Annotated in this window: 10 protein-coding genes and 4 pseudogenes; 2 read left to right on the top strand and 12 right to left on the bottom strand. The window is 60.3% G+C overall.

What is annotated here, in order from left to right; genetic code table 11:
* Positions 1 to 246 precede the first annotated feature (246 nt).
* Positions 247 to 429 (top strand): annotated as a pseudogene (locus RAZWK3B_RS20905) (IS256 family transposase); the annotation flags it as partial.
* 3 nt (positions 430 to 432) lie between these two features.
* Here RAZWK3B_RS20905 and RAZWK3B_RS20655 read toward each other — a convergent pair.
* From RAZWK3B_RS20655 to acs, 12 genes and pseudogenes are all read right to left on the bottom strand, one after another.
* Positions 433 to 543, bottom strand: a pseudogene (locus tag RAZWK3B_RS20655) (transposase); the annotation flags it as partial.
* 21 nt (positions 544 to 564) lie between these two features.
* Complete coding sequence (tnpC, locus tag RAZWK3B_RS12895) at positions 565 to 2,124, bottom strand: IS66 family transposase (protein WP_007813144.1); 1,560 nt, start codon at positions 2,122 to 2,124, stop codon at positions 565 to 567.
* Between the two features lie 54 nt (positions 2,125 to 2,178).
* On the bottom strand, positions 2,179 to 2,532 hold the full coding sequence (tnpB, locus tag RAZWK3B_RS12890; protein WP_007812645.1) for an IS66 family insertion sequence element accessory protein TnpB: 354 nt from the start codon (positions 2,530 to 2,532) through the stop codon (positions 2,179 to 2,181).
* Complete coding sequence (gene tnpA / locus RAZWK3B_RS12885; protein WP_007811945.1) at positions 2,529 to 2,960, bottom strand: IS66-like element accessory protein TnpA; 432 nt, start codon at positions 2,958 to 2,960, stop codon at positions 2,529 to 2,531. Before tnpA ends, tnpB begins: the two co-directional genes overlap by 4 nt.
* A gap of 83 nt (positions 2,961 to 3,043) precedes the next feature.
* Positions 3,044 to 3,833 (bottom strand): annotated as a pseudogene (locus tag RAZWK3B_RS12880) (IS256 family transposase); the annotation flags it as partial.
* A gap of 10 nt (positions 3,834 to 3,843) precedes the next feature.
* Positions 3,844 to 5,289, bottom strand: coding sequence for a 3'-5' exonuclease (locus RAZWK3B_RS12875; protein WP_007815802.1), 1,446 nt, complete (start codon positions 5,287 to 5,289; stop codon positions 3,844 to 3,846).
* Between the two features lies 1 nt (position 5,290).
* Positions 5,291 to 5,809: a hypothetical protein gene (locus tag RAZWK3B_RS12870; protein ID WP_007815801.1), complete on the bottom strand. Its 519-nt coding sequence runs from the start codon at positions 5,807 to 5,809 to the stop codon at positions 5,291 to 5,293.
* A 4-nt stretch (positions 5,810 to 5,813) separates the two neighbouring features.
* Positions 5,814 to 7,634, bottom strand: a complete 1,821-nt coding sequence (locus RAZWK3B_RS12865) for a DUF294 nucleotidyltransferase-like domain-containing protein (RefSeq protein ID WP_007815800.1) — start codon at positions 7,632 to 7,634, stop codon at positions 5,814 to 5,816.
* A 104-nt stretch (positions 7,635 to 7,738) separates the two neighbouring features.
* Positions 7,739 to 9,526, bottom strand: a complete 1,788-nt coding sequence (locus RAZWK3B_RS12860; protein WP_007815799.1) for a sodium:solute symporter family protein — start codon at positions 9,524 to 9,526, stop codon at positions 7,739 to 7,741.
* 4 nt (positions 9,527 to 9,530) lie between these two features.
* Entirely contained in the window at positions 9,531 to 9,794 is a 264-nt protein-coding gene (locus RAZWK3B_RS12855; RefSeq protein WP_007815798.1) for a DUF4212 domain-containing protein, read from the bottom strand.
* A 63-nt stretch (positions 9,795 to 9,857) separates the two neighbouring features.
* Positions 9,858 to 10,544 carry an adenylate kinase gene (locus RAZWK3B_RS12850; protein ID WP_007815797.1) on the bottom strand — a complete coding sequence of 229 codons (687 nt, stop codon included), beginning with the start codon at positions 10,542 to 10,544 and terminating at the stop codon, positions 9,858 to 9,860.
* 2 nt (positions 10,545 to 10,546) lie between these two features.
* Positions 10,547 to 12,517 (bottom strand): acetate--CoA ligase, encoded by a 1,971-nt coding sequence (gene acs / locus RAZWK3B_RS12845; protein WP_007815796.1) that lies wholly within the window; start codon positions 12,515 to 12,517, stop codon positions 10,547 to 10,549.
* A gap of 482 nt (positions 12,518 to 12,999) precedes the next feature.
* Here acs and RAZWK3B_RS21685 point away from each other — a divergent pair.
* Positions 13,000 to 13,183, top strand: a pseudogene (locus RAZWK3B_RS21685) (hypothetical protein); the annotation flags it as partial.

Below are 13,183 nucleotides of genomic sequence, written 5' to 3'. Positions count from 1 at the left end.
GCATGCAAACTAACTCAGGGATGGCCGACGGCCATTTTGGGACGGTTGAATGTCAGCAGGTACGCGTGAGACGTATGCGAATGCACGCGATTGTGGATGAATGTTGTTTTTCAGGAGCGGTGTTGACGTGGCGTTGATGTAAAACGCAAAAGAGCTAAGCGGAAAACTGGGTGACGGGGTTTGAGAGGGTGGCGTATCGTGGCGGGTGCTGAAGCCTGCCAGAACTTCCAAGAGGAACGATACGCCATGGAGAAGACTACAGACATCATCGCCCTTCGTCAGCCGGAAACTGTCGATGATCCGCTGACTGAGATTGCCCGGGATGGGGCGCGCCGCATGCTGGCTGCCGCGCTGCGGGCAGAGGCCGACGCCTTCGTTGCAGAGTATGCAGAAGACCTCCTGCCGGACGGCCGCCAGCGCGTTGTGCGACAGCTCGAACAGCACGGCGCCGATCAGTCGGATGATTGAGGCCTCGTTTGGGAAGATCCCCACGACGTCTGCGCGGCGCTTGACCTCTTTGTTGAGGCGCTCGATGGTAAGCGTTCGCTGGACAACACTGACGGCTTAGCTTGACGGCTTGAAGTTCCACGGTAGCAAGTCTTCGATATGGTTTTGCGGGTGGCCATTGGCGATCGCTGTGAGGGTTGCCTTGAGATAGGCGAAGGGCTCGACGCCGTTGATTTTGCAGGTTTCGATGAGCGAGGCAATGCGGCCCCAAGCGATGCCGCCCTCGTCGTGACCCGCGAAGAGTGAGTTCTTGCGGTTCAAAGCGATCGGTCGGATCATGTTTTCGACGCGGTTGTTGTCGATCTCGACGCGACCATCAGCCAAGAAGGTCTGCAGCCCGTCCCAGTGATTGTGGATGTAAGTCAGCTTTTCGCCCAAGCGGGATTTGGCAGAGACCTTGCGTCGCTCAGCCTGCAGCCAATCACCGAAGGCCGCGACCAGTGGAGCGCTGTGGGTCTGGCGGGCAGACAATCGCTGGCCGGGGGAGATGCCACGAATGTCAGCTTCTACGGCATAGATCCCGGCGATGCGGCGCAGGCCTTCGGCGGCGATCTCTGATCTATCGCGGTCAAAGACTTCGTTCAGTTTGCGCCGGGCATGGGCCCAGCAATGGGCCACGCGAATGGGATTGCCGCCCTTGCGGGTAGGCTTGGTCAGCCGGTTGTAGCCCTGGTATCCGTCGATCTGAAGGATGCCATCAAAGCCTGTCAGGAATGTTTCGGCATTCTGGCCCGCGCGCCCGGGGGCATAGAAGTAGACCACGCCTGGCGGGTCCTCACCGCCCCATGGTCGGTCATCGCGGGCCAGTGCCCAGAGATACCCGGTTTTGGTTTTGCCGCGCCCTGGGTCCAGCACCGGGGCCGTGGTTTCATCCATGAACAGCTTGCTGGATCGCTTCAGATGGTCGGTCAGCCGGTCGACGACGGGCTTGAGATGGAACGCCGCCTTACCCACCCAATCGGCCAGCACAGCGCGGTGCAGATCAAGACCCGCCCGCGCCAGAATCTGGCTTTGGCGGTATAGTGGCAGGTGGTCGGCATATTTGCTGACCAGCACATGGGCGATGGTCGCCTCGGTCGGCAGGCCGCCCATGATCAGATGCGATGGTGCGGGGGCTTGGGTCACGCCGTCGGTGCAGGTCCGGCAGGCGTATTTCGGGCGCACGGTGACGATGACGCGCAACTGCGCTGGCACGATATCCAGCCGCTCGCTGCGGTCTTCACCGATCTTGTGCATGACGCCACAGCCACAAGGGCAAATCAGGCTCTCGGGTTCGATGACCTCTTCGATGCGGGGCAATGCTGTCGGCAGATTGCCGATGGTGCGCTTCGGCGCAGGCTTGGTTGTCGTCTTGTCACCTGACCTGTCAGCCAGATGTTCCTTCTGCACCTCGACCTCTGCCAGTGCGATGGACAGATCCTCGAACGCCAGCTGTCGCTCATCCTCGGTCAGCTTTTCCGACCGCTTCCCATGCAGGGCATGGTTCAACTCGGCGATCAGGTGCTCTTGCCGTTGGGTTATTTCTGTGAGCGCCGCTACCTTTTCCATCAACGCCAGAACCGCCGCGCGTTGCGCAGCCGGGATAGCGGAAAGATCAAGTTGCGGGGCAGTTTGCATAGGCCATAGCTACCCAGATGCCCCAGTAAAATCACGCAAAAACATATGGTTGATTCACTCTGCCGCAGCAGGGGGGCGCGCCTCTAAGGCTTTAACCTTACGCCAGTCCAGCCCGGCAAACAGCGCCTCGAACTGGGCATGGTTCAACGCCATCACCCCGTCCTTGATCGCAGGCCAGGTGAAGGTTGCCTCCTCCAGTCGCTTGTAAGCCATCACCAGACCGGTGCCGTCCCAGTAAAGAAGCTTCAGCCGATCGGCACGGCGCGATCGGAACACAAACACCGTGCCGGTGAACGGATCCTTGCGCAGCACAGATGACACGATTGCCGCCAGACCATCATGACCTTTCCTGAAGTCCACTGGCTGCGTCGAGACCAGAACCCGCACGCGGTTTGACGGGAACATCATGGCCGCGCCCCGATTGCCCGCACGATCTCGGCAATCCGGTCAGAACTGGTGGTGCCATCGACCCGGATTGTCACACGACCTATCGCAATCTCGATGGGTTTACAGGACAACCCGTCAGGCTTTGTGGGCTGCCCGGCGACAGCCGGCACATCCGCACCGCCGCCACCATCCGACACGACGATCGGTGCAAAACAGAAGCTGTCATCTTCAACCACAGGCAAAACCAACCGGCCATCACGTGCCCGACTACGCCATTCCGATAAATGGTTCGCCCGAAGACCATACCGCGCCGCAACTGCATTCACGCTCACACCTGGCTGCAAACTCTCAGCAACGATCCGAGCCTTTATCTCATCCGGCCAGCGTCGCTGTCCGTTGGTCCTTATGTCCACCCCGTAATCCCGGAGAAACTCCAACGTAGTCGCCATCGCGAAACTCCTGCACCGATCTCCATCGGACATGGCATCGCAGGTCAGACAAGCGGGTAAAAGGTGAGGGCCAGCGACCGCTTACGCTCGATGGGGTTGGTTGAATGCAGCTTGGTGCGGTGCTGGCGGGGGAAGGCCATGTAGGCCAAGACATCGTGCTCGCTTTCGTCCATGAGTTCGGCCAGCTTGGGCCAGCGCGAGCGGAGCTGATCGGCGACACGCCGCCATGTCTCGCCCGCCTGTTTTCGGTCGGGCTGGTCGAAGGCCTGCCGGATCGCGGCGGCGACCACCGTATGCTGGCCACGAGAGATGGGCGAGCGCATTGCGCATCCAGTGCACCCGGCAACGTTGCCATGTGGCGTCAAACACGCGCTCTATCGCTGCTCTGAGGCCACTGTGGGCGTCCGAGATCACCAGCTTGGTGCCGTCGAGCCCGCGAGCTTTCAATCCGCGCAGGAACTCCATCCAGAAGGTCTCGGCCTCTGATGGGCCAAGCCCCAGGCCGATGATTTCACGCCGCCCGTCTGTGTTGGCGGCAACGGCGATTATGGCAGCGACACTGACGATCCTTCCGCCCCGGCGCACTTTGAGATAGGTCGCGTCGAGCCAGACATAGGGCCATTCGCCGGTCAGGGGCCGTTCGAGGAACTCGTTCACCCTTTCGTCGATATCCTTGCACAGCTTAGACACCGTGCTTTTCGAGATGCCACTCAGCCCCATCGCCTGTGCCAGTTCATCGACCCGGCGGGTGGACACACCGCCGATCCATGCCTCCTGAATGACGGCAACGAGGGCCTTCTCCGAGGTCTTGCGCGGCTCGAGAAAGCCGGGGAAATAACTGCCCTGCCGCAGCTTCGGTACCTTCAGGTTCAGTGCGGGGCAATTATCGGTCTGGTGCCCTCTGATGGCGAGATTGGCTGACATTCTGGTCCTGGATCAGGCGGCCATGCCGTTTGGTTTCGGTAATCACGTCCCCGAATGTCGTCAGCCCCTTCCCCTCAAGTAGCGGGATCAGTCTAACCAAAGCTTCTGCCGTCGCCTGCGCATCGCCAAAGGCGGTGTGGCGCAGATTGTCGGGTATGGTAATCGCCAGACGGTCGCAAAGCGCATCAAGAGAATGCTGTTCCGTGGTGCCGAATACCACCGCCGACAAAAGCACCGTATCCAGAACGGGATGGGTCCATTCGACCCCCATCCTGTCGGCAAAGCGGTGCAGGAAGGCCAGATCGAACGGCGCGTTATGGGCCACCAAAACCGCGTCACGGGCAAAATGATGAAAGTTGCGCCCGACGGTGACAAAATCCGAAGCTCCGCGGACATGGCCATCCGTAACACGGTGAATCTCGGTCGAGGCCGGCGGGATCGGTCGGCCGGGGTTCACGTAAGTATCGAGCGTCTCACCGGGAACGACGCGCCCGTTGAGAACACGGACTGCTCCCAGTTGCACAACGTCGTCCGTCTGCGCCGACAGGCCCGTCGTTTCGGTATCGAAGGCCACAAAACAAAGAGAACTTAGCGGCGCGTCGTCAATGGCGGTCGTCCGGATAACGTTCAAAAGGCCGAAATCATAAACAAGAGGGCGCGCAGCCAGCCGGTCCACGCTAGCTGTTTTTGCGTCCAAGATAAGCATGTAAGCCCCGGCATCGAGGGGCTTAAACCTGACTTCGACGACCCGCCGGCCCGAGACATCCGCAAGCGTTGCGGTGCATTCAGACTTGGTCTTGTCCAGCCTGGCCTGGGCCGCGGCGAGACTGTCGGCGTCAAAGTAATCCGCAAGCGGCGCCTTCAGTCGTGGCGGCGCGATCTGCGACAGAAATTCGGCGGCCTGGGAATCGTAGAGCACGATCTCATGGGCCGGGTTGACCAAGATCGTCGCCAGCGGAATTTCCGTCAGAAGGGCCGTCAGGCGCGCGGTTTCCTCGCGTAGCCGTTCGGTCTCGCGGGCAACCTGTCCCGCTCTGTCCATGACATTCGCGCTCAGTGTCGATGACACCGCCTTGGCGGCCGGGGCCAGATCCCCGAGGTACTTGGCACTGTCGGTCTCGACCGCCTTGTCGACACCGGAATGCGCCCGTAGTCGCATCTCGGTGGCCAGTTTCCCGATCGGCTTGGCGACATTTTCATCGAACAACAGCCAGATGGCCGCGATCACCCCGGTGTTGAGAAAGACAAATATGACGAACGCCGTGATGAACGGTGCGGCGGGCAGATCGCTCTCGGCCCGCGACCACCCGAACCACAGCGCGCCCCCCGCCAGCCCCATCGCTCCCACCGCCAGGAGGCAGAAAAACAGGAAAATGCGGATGCGCAGGCTGAGGCGGGTGAACATGTCAGGTCTCGCAGACAAGTCTCAGGATCGGGTCATCAGGCGGCATCGCCCGCCAGTCAGCATCGGCCACCGCCCCATCCTCGGTAAAGGACGCCCCGTCGATCAGAAGCGCCGATCTCCCCGCCTTGCAGTCATAGAGCACTGGCGCCTTGTTCACCGGTGACCAGCGCCCGAAGAAATAGAGATCCGTCATCCTTTGATCGGGCAGGCTATCGTTACGGCGCATGCTTGCAGTATCAACCGCGACGAACCGTTTCGTGTAGGGCCACAGATGTGTCCACGGCCGCGGCCATCCCTTTTCTTCGACGGTCATCGCTATCTCGACCCCCTCGGGTAGGTTTTTGACCGTTCTGTCGAACCAAGTGTATTCGTTAGAGATGGTCAGCGCGATCATCCCAACCCCGGCCGCGACCGGCGTCAGCCAACGCGGCAGAACCCGGCCGCTGGCGATATTGACCAGCATCATCAGCCCTGCGGCCGCGACACCGGCAAAAATGGTGGCGATCAATTCCAAGAACATGGCTCTACCCTAACGCGCCTTTCCCGGATGACACAGAAGATTGCATCGTCTTGACCACGACAAACGCATCCCTGAGATGACTGCGCTCGAAATCGGAAAGTTCCGACGGATCAAGGAAATTGTCGGGTTTGTGGCCGGCCTTGATTTGTTTCGCCTGATGTTCGAGACGCAACGTCGCGATCAGGTCATAGGCATCCAGCAGGTCCGCACCCCCTGATTTCGATAGCAGACCCGCCTTTTGTGCGGCCTCCAGCCGGGCGCGGGTGTTGACCGGTTTGAGACGGCCCTGAAGCGCATAGATGCGGCCCAGGTCGACGATGGGCAAGACGCCGTTATGCTTGAGGTCGAGATGGTTGCGATGCTCGCCCGATCGGATCGTCGCCAGCCCCCGCAATAGGCCGAGCGGCGGCATATGCTTGATCGAGTTGGAAATCATATGCGCCGTGAAGATCGAATTCTTCGACGCCTTGGCAAGCGTATCGGTCAGCAGGTCTTCGTACAGGCCATGCTCGCCGCCAATGGGACGCAGATCAAACATGACCGACGCCAGCATCTGCGCCTCGGGGTTCGGCTTCGCGATCCAGCCGTCGAAATAGCTGCGCCAGACATGCAGCGGCTGACACCAGCGCGGATTGGTCGCCATCATGTCGCCTGGGCAATAGAAATAGCCGCATGCATCCAGACCATCACTGACAAACGTGGCGAGGCGATTGAAATAAGCTATGTCCGCCTCGCTCGCGTCATCGGACAGTATCAGGCAATTGTCCTGATCTGAAACACCGGTCTGTTCCTGCCGCCCTTGTGAGCCACAGGCCAGCCACAGGTAGGGCACCGGCGCAGGGCCAAGACTGTCCTCGGCGAGGGCCAGCAAACGACGTGTCACAGTATCGGCAATATCGGTTATCAGCCGGGTGATCACATCTTGACGGTTGCCCGAACCGACAAGCTGCGCCAGAAGCTGCGGGATCTCGGCGGTCACGCGCGCCATCGCTGCCGCATCCTTGGCTTGCGAAATGCGTCCGACCAGAACACCGGACGACAACGCCTGAACACGGGTCAGGTCAGTTTGCGTGACGATCCCGACGAGAGCCTTGCCCTCCACGATGGGCACATGGCCGATGCCGCGCTCCATCATCAGGTGCAGCACATCTGTGCCGAGGGCGTCTGGGCCAAGCGTCAGTGGGGACGCAGTCATGATCGTGGACACGGGCGCGCCGGTATCAGCATTCTGCGCCACGACCTTGCCGTTCATGTCGCGCACTGTCAGGATGCCCTGCATGCCGGCCTCATCCACGATGCAAATGGACGAGATCCGTTTGTCATGCATCCGCGCGGCCGCCTCCCGGATCGCCGTCTCCGGTGCGCAGGTCAGCGGATTGCGGGTCATCAACTCTTCGACGCGCAGCGTTGTCAGGTCCTTGCGGTCGGCCCGCGCCGGACGGCGGCGGTCAAAGAACCGCGCGACCTTGGGTGAGGCATTCATCAACTCGAACAAGACAGCTGACGGCATTCGGATAAGGGTGGCATCCGATATCGCGGTCGCGGTTCGGCTGGCGGCATCTTCACGCAACAGGGCGCGCTCGCCAAAGGAGTTTCGCGGGCCCAGAAGGGACAGCTGAACGCCGGCATCATCCGTGATCTCGATTTCGCCCGAAACGACGATGAAAAGGCTGTCCACCACTTCCCCAGTGTTGAACACCGTCTGCCCGCCCGAATACGCGGTCTCGACACATTGCGCAGCCAACGCATCAAGCGCCGGACGTTCAAGACTGTCATAGGGATGAACGGAAGCGAGGAACTGTACCAGCGGCGCTGACAAAGTCATGGCGGGACCCCATTTGTAGACTGTCCTGCCCACTGTGACGTGGACAGGACAAGAATTTTATACGCGGGGCAGTGACGCAAGCGCGCGCCCTGACCCAAGCGGCTTCAGTGTCCGTCCACCGCAGCGCCAGCACCGCGCGGGATACGCACGCTCTGCACGAGATCCTTGATCTCCTGCGGGGTTTCCTTGGTCATGCCCGAGACCACGTAGGCTACGGTGAAGTTCACCAAGGCACCGATCGCACCAAAGGAGGTGGATTTGATCGGTCCCAGCAGCGGGTCGGCATCCGTGAACGTGTTGGTGTCCGGGATAAAGAACCAACCCTTGTGCAAGAAGATATAGACCAGCGTGACAACAAGACCGGCCAGCATACCCGCAACCGCTCCAACGTTGTTGATGCGAGTCGAGAAAATCCCCATCATTAGCGCCGGGAAGATCGAGGCCGCCGCCAAGCCAAAGGCCAATGCCACGGTCTGCGCCGCAAAGCCAGGCGGATTGAGGCCAAGCAGAACGGCCACAACTATCGCCGCTGCCATCGAAATTCGCGCTGCCATAAGCTCGGATTTTTCCGACATGTTTGGGGTCAGCTGCCCCTTGAGCAGGTCATGGCTGACCGCCGAGGAAATCGCCAGCAACAGACCAGCCGCCGTGGACAAGGCCGCGGCAAGGCCGCCCGCCGCCACCAAACCGATCACCCAGCCAGGCAGGCTGGCAATCTCGGGGTTGGCCAGAACAAGGATGTCACGGTTGAAGTTGGTAAGCTCGTTGCCTTCCCACCCGTTCGCTTTGGCCTTGGCCTGAAGATCGGCATTGGCATCGTTATAATACTGGATCATGCCGTCGCCGTTCTTGTCTTCCCAGCCCAGAAGACCTGTTTTTTCCCAGGTCGCCATCCAGGCATACTCGGGATCGCTCTCAATCTGCTCGACACTTACGGCGGCGCCGTCGGTGCCGTTGGGCCACATCAGTTCCGAGATGTTGAGCCGTGCCATAGCCCCCACGGCAGGCGCCGTCAGGTAGAGCAGCGCGATGAAGACCAGCGTCCAGCCGGCGGACCAGCGGGCGTCGGACACCTTGGGCACGGTAAAGAAGCGCATGATGACATGCGGCAGGCCCGCGGTCCCGATCATCAGCGAAAGGGTAAAGAGCACCATGTTGATGGTCGAGCCATGCGCGGCGGTATATTCCTTGAAGCCAAGGTCCGTCACGATCTGGTCCAGCTTGGCCAGAAGCGGTTCGCCCGAGGCGCTGTGTTCTCCGAAAAGTCCCAGGGCCGGGATCGGATTGCCGGTCAACTGCAATGAGATGAAGACTGCTGGGATCGTGTAGGCAGTGATCAGGACGCAATACTGCGCGACCTGCGTATACGTCACGCCCTTCATCCCGCCGAACACGGCATAGGCAAACACCACGCAGGCCCCGATCAGCAGACCCCAGAAGGCGTCGATCTCGAGGAACCGGCCAAAGGCGATGCCCACGCCCTGCATCTGGCCGATCACATAGGTGATCGAAGCCACCAGAAGGCAGATCACCGCCACCATGCGTGCGGTCTTGGAATAGAAACGATCACCGATAAACTCCGACACCGTGAACTTGCCGAACTTGCGCAGGTAAGGCGCCAGCAGCAGGGCCAGAAGTACGTATCCACCAGTCCAGCCCATAAGGAAGGACGAGTTATCATAGCCGGTGAAGGCAATCAGGCCCGCCATGGAGATGAACGAGGCGGCCGACATCCAGTCAGCCGCGGTGGCCATCCCGTTAGTAACGGGGTGCACCCCACGCCCGGCGGCGTAGAATTCCGATGTCGAGCCCGCGCGGGCCCAGATCGCGATGCCGATATAAAGCGCGAAGGACGCGCCCACGAACAGCAGGTTGAGTGTAAACTGATCCATTTTCCTATTCCTCGTCCACGCCGTGTTCACGGTCGAGTCTGTTCATCCGCCATGCGTAAAAGAAGATCAGCACCAGAAAGACGACGATTGATCCCTGCTGGGCGAACCAGAAACCAAGATCGGTCCCACCGATCTCCACACCCGACAACGCTGGGCGCAGGATGATCCCGAACCCGAATGAGACCAGCGCCCAGATGACGAGGCTGATCAGGATGAGACGCACATTGGCTTGCCAATACGCGTTGTTGGTGTCGGTCTCTTGAGACATGGAAAAGTCCCTCCTCCTTTATTCATGGCTGTGCCGCACCGCGCGGCCGGGCCGTTTTTTTCGTCATGCCGTCGTTTTTGACACAACGCTGTCCAGTGCGGCGGCGATCTCGTCGATGGCCCCCATCGCGGGTATGCGGGATAGCGCCCCCTTGCCCTGGTAGTGATCGATCAGTGGCGCGGTCTGCGCATGGTATGCCGCAAGACGCTGAGCCACGGTTGCGGCGTTGTCGTCGGCCCGGCGTTTCATATCCGTGCCGCCGCAGGCGTCGCAGATGCCCGGCTTGTCCGTCGGTTTGAAACTGTCGTGATACCCCTCGCCGCAGCCGCCGCAGGTGAACCGGCCCGAGATACGCGTCACCATGGACGCGTCGTCGACCTCCAAGCTGATTGCTGCGTTTATTTTTTGCCCGGTTTCCACCAAAAGCGTATCGAGCGCCTCGGCCTGAACCGTGGTGCGCGGAAAACCGTCGAGGATCACGCCGCGGGCGCAATCGGCCTCGGCAAGGCGGTCGCGCAGGATCGCGATGACGATCTCGTCGCTGACCAGATCACCCGCCTCCATCACGGCTTTGGCGGCCTTGCCCGCTTCAGTGCCCGCGGCAACGGCAGAGCGCAACAGATCGCCGGTGGAAAGCTGCACGAGGCCGTGCTTTTCTTCCAGAAGACGGGCCTGCGTGCCCTTGCCTGCGCCTGGCGGGCCAAGCAGGATCAGGACTGGTGCCGAATTTGGTGTCGATGTTCCGTCCATGATTAAGCCCTCCGGTTCATGCGATTTTCAATCAGGTCGTCGACCACCGACGGATCGGCCAGAGTCGAGGTGTCACCAAGACTGCCGAAATCGTCCTCAGCGATCTTGCGCAGGATGCGGCGCATGATTTTACCTGAGCGCGTCTTGGGCAGGCCGGGGGCCCACTGTATCAGGTCCGGTTTGGCGATCGGGCCGATCTCAGTCCTGACCCAGACCTCAAGCTCTTTGCGCAGCTCATCGGACGGGGTCTGTCCACCCATCAGAGTGACATAGGCGTAGATACCCTGTCCCTTGACGTCATGCGGGTAGCCGACGACGGCGGCCTCGGCGACCTTGGCATGTGCGACCAGTGCGCTTTCCACCTCGGCGGTGCCCATGCGGTGGCCCGAAACGTTGATCACGTCATCTACCCGGCCGGTAATCCAGTAGTCGCCATCCGCGTCCCGGCGACAACCGTCCCCGGAAAAATAGTAGCCCTTGTAGTCGCTGAAATACGTCTTCTCGAAACGCGCGTGGTCACCCCAGACGGTGCGCATCTGGCCGGGCCAACTGTCTTGCATGCACAAGACGCCCTCGACGCCGTTACCTTCGATTTCGATGCCCGTCTGCGGATCGAGAACCACGGGTTGCACCCCGAAGAAGGGCTGTTGCGCCGCGCCGGGTTTCAGCACTGTGGCGCCAGGCAGCGGGGTGAGCATGTGACCGCCCGTTTCGGTCTGCCAGAACGTATCAACGATCGGACACTGACCCTTGCCCACAACGTCATTGTACCAGGTCCATGCCTCGGGATTGATTGGCTCGCCCACGGAGCCGAGTATACGCAGGCTGGACAGGTCGTGTTTTTCAACCCAGTTATTGCCCGCCCCCATCAACGCGCGGATGGCGGTGGGCGCGGTGTAAAACTGGTTGACCTTGTGCTTCGCGCACACCTCCCAGAAGCGGCCGGCATCGGGATAGGTCGGCACGCCTTCGAACATGATGGTCGTGGCGCCATTGGCCAACGGGCCATAGACGATATAGCTGTGGCCGGTGACCCAGCCCACATCGGCGGTACACCAGAAGATGTCCCCGTCGTGGTAATCGAAGGTGTATTGATGCGTCATCGCCGCATAGACCAGATAGCCGCCTGACGTATGCACCACGCCCTTGGGCTGTCCGGTACTGCCACTTGTATAAAGTATGAACAGCGGATCCTCGGCGCCCATTTCCGCCGGCGCGCAGTAATCCGAGGCCTCCAGCATCATTTCGCCGTAATCGAAATCGCGGTCGGTCCATGTGGTTTGCCCGCCCGTGCGCTTCACGACGAGGCATTTGACGCTGTCCTTGCAATGCAAAAGGGCCGCATCGGTATTGGATTTCAGCGGCGTCTCGCGCCCGCCCCGCGGCGCATAATCCGCGGTGATCACCAGCTTGGCGTCACACCCGTTGATCCGCGCGCCGAGCGCGTCGGGCGAGAAGCCCGCGAAGACGATCGAGTGGATGGCACCGATGCGCGCGCAGGCCAACATGGCATAGGCGGCCTCGGGGATCATAGGCAGGTAGAGCACAACGCGGTCGCCCTTACGAACGCCAAGCTCCTCTAGGACATTTGCCATCTTGCATACCGCACGGTGCAACTCTCGGTAGGTGATGTGCTTGGCCTGGTGCGTTGCGGGATCATCGGGCTCCCATATGATCGCGGTCTGGTCCCCGCGCGTCTCAAGATGGCGGTCGATGCAGTTGGCGCTGACATTCAGCGTTCCATCCTCGAACCAACGGATATCGATATTTCCGGGTTCGAAGGATGTGTTTTTGACCTTGGAAAAGGGTTTGATCCAGTCGATCCGCTGCCCTTCACTTGCCCAAAAACCCTCAGGATCAGAGACCGAGGTGGCGTACATCTGCGCGTATCCCTGTGCATCGATATGCGCACGCGCGACTGTCTCTTCGGACGGCGAAAAGCTGATCATACCTGACTGAGGCTGCATTTCCATAGGTCTCCTCCTCCTTGGTCGCGCCTGCGGACTGGCAGATAGGCAGTCCCGTGGGCGGTCGCGCCAGTTATAAGGAGTTCAGTAAAATTTTATAATTACCCGCTGAGAACATTGAGTTTTATTTGTAAAATACTTCCACAAAAATTTAACAAAACAGGCAATTTTTTTACAAACGCAAATTTCCCTTTGTTTCCGGTCATCTATGCCGTGCTTAGATTTACCATCTGTATACTTTAGTATACTATTTTGCTCGACATCAGGCGCGCCCAGATATGCGACATAATGTCTCCCTCTCTTGAGGGCTGGAAACCGGTGCGGGAATCACGCCGTACACCGGCGGCTTGATACGACGACCACCACATGCGAACGCCGCCCCCTTTTTCCCACCGTACACCTCAGCGATGACAACGGTGAAAAAGGCGCGTGGTGCCTATGCCGCCGTATTGCACAGCGACATACCCTGATTGATCGATGGCTCGCTTATCTCCACCGGCGACTGCAGCGAGGCGCTGGCGGCGCTTCTGGGGCCGGATGCCGAGGGGCTGTCGTCTTCGACGATCACGCGCCTGAAGGCGACCTGGTGGGAAGAGTACGAGGTTTGGCGCAAGCGTGATCTGAAGAGCAAGCGCTATGTATACATCTTACACAGCCCAACGGCCCGCGGGC

The sequence above is a fragment of the Roseobacter sp. AzwK-3b genome, assembly GCF_000170875.1.
In the GTDB taxonomy this organism is placed as follows: Bacteria; Pseudomonadota; Alphaproteobacteria; order Rhodobacterales; family Rhodobacteraceae; genus Roseovarius; species Roseovarius litoreus.
This window is presented reverse-complemented; position numbering and strand designations above follow the sequence as displayed.

What these genes read in the sequence shown, in the direction of transcription:
- tnpC (WP_007813144.1), bottom strand. Translation starts at nt 2,124, where the DNA reads ATGCAAACTGCCCCGCAACTTGATCTTTCCGCTATCCCGGCTGCGCAA.
- tnpB (WP_007812645.1), bottom strand. Translation starts at nt 2,532, where the DNA reads ATGATGTTCCCGTCAAACCGCGTGCGGGTTCTGGTCTCGACGCAGCCA.
- tnpA (WP_007811945.1), bottom strand. Translation starts at nt 2,960, where the DNA reads ATGGCGACTACGTTGGAGTTTCTCCGGGATTACGGGGTGGACATAAGG.
- RAZWK3B_RS12875 (WP_007815802.1), bottom strand. Translation starts at nt 5,289, where the DNA reads ATGTTCACCCGCCTCAGCCTGCGCATCCGCATTTTCCTGTTTTTCTGC.
- RAZWK3B_RS12870 (WP_007815801.1), bottom strand. Translation starts at nt 5,809, where the DNA reads ATGTTCTTGGAATTGATCGCCACCATTTTTGCCGGTGTCGCGGCCGCA.
- RAZWK3B_RS12865 (WP_007815800.1), bottom strand. Translation starts at nt 7,634, where the DNA reads ATGACTTTGTCAGCGCCGCTGGTACAGTTCCTCGCTTCCGTTCATCCC.
- RAZWK3B_RS12860 (WP_007815799.1), bottom strand. Translation starts at nt 9,526, where the DNA reads ATGGATCAGTTTACACTCAACCTGCTGTTCGTGGGCGCGTCCTTCGCG.
- RAZWK3B_RS12855 (WP_007815798.1), bottom strand. Translation starts at nt 9,794, where the DNA reads ATGTCTCAAGAGACCGACACCAACAACGCGTATTGGCAAGCCAATGTG.
- RAZWK3B_RS12850 (WP_007815797.1), bottom strand. Translation starts at nt 10,544, where the DNA reads ATGGACGGAACATCGACACCAAATTCGGCACCAGTCCTGATCCTGCTT.
- acs (WP_007815796.1), bottom strand. Translation starts at nt 12,517, where the DNA reads ATGGAAATGCAGCCTCAGTCAGGTATGATCAGCTTTTCGCCGTCCGAA.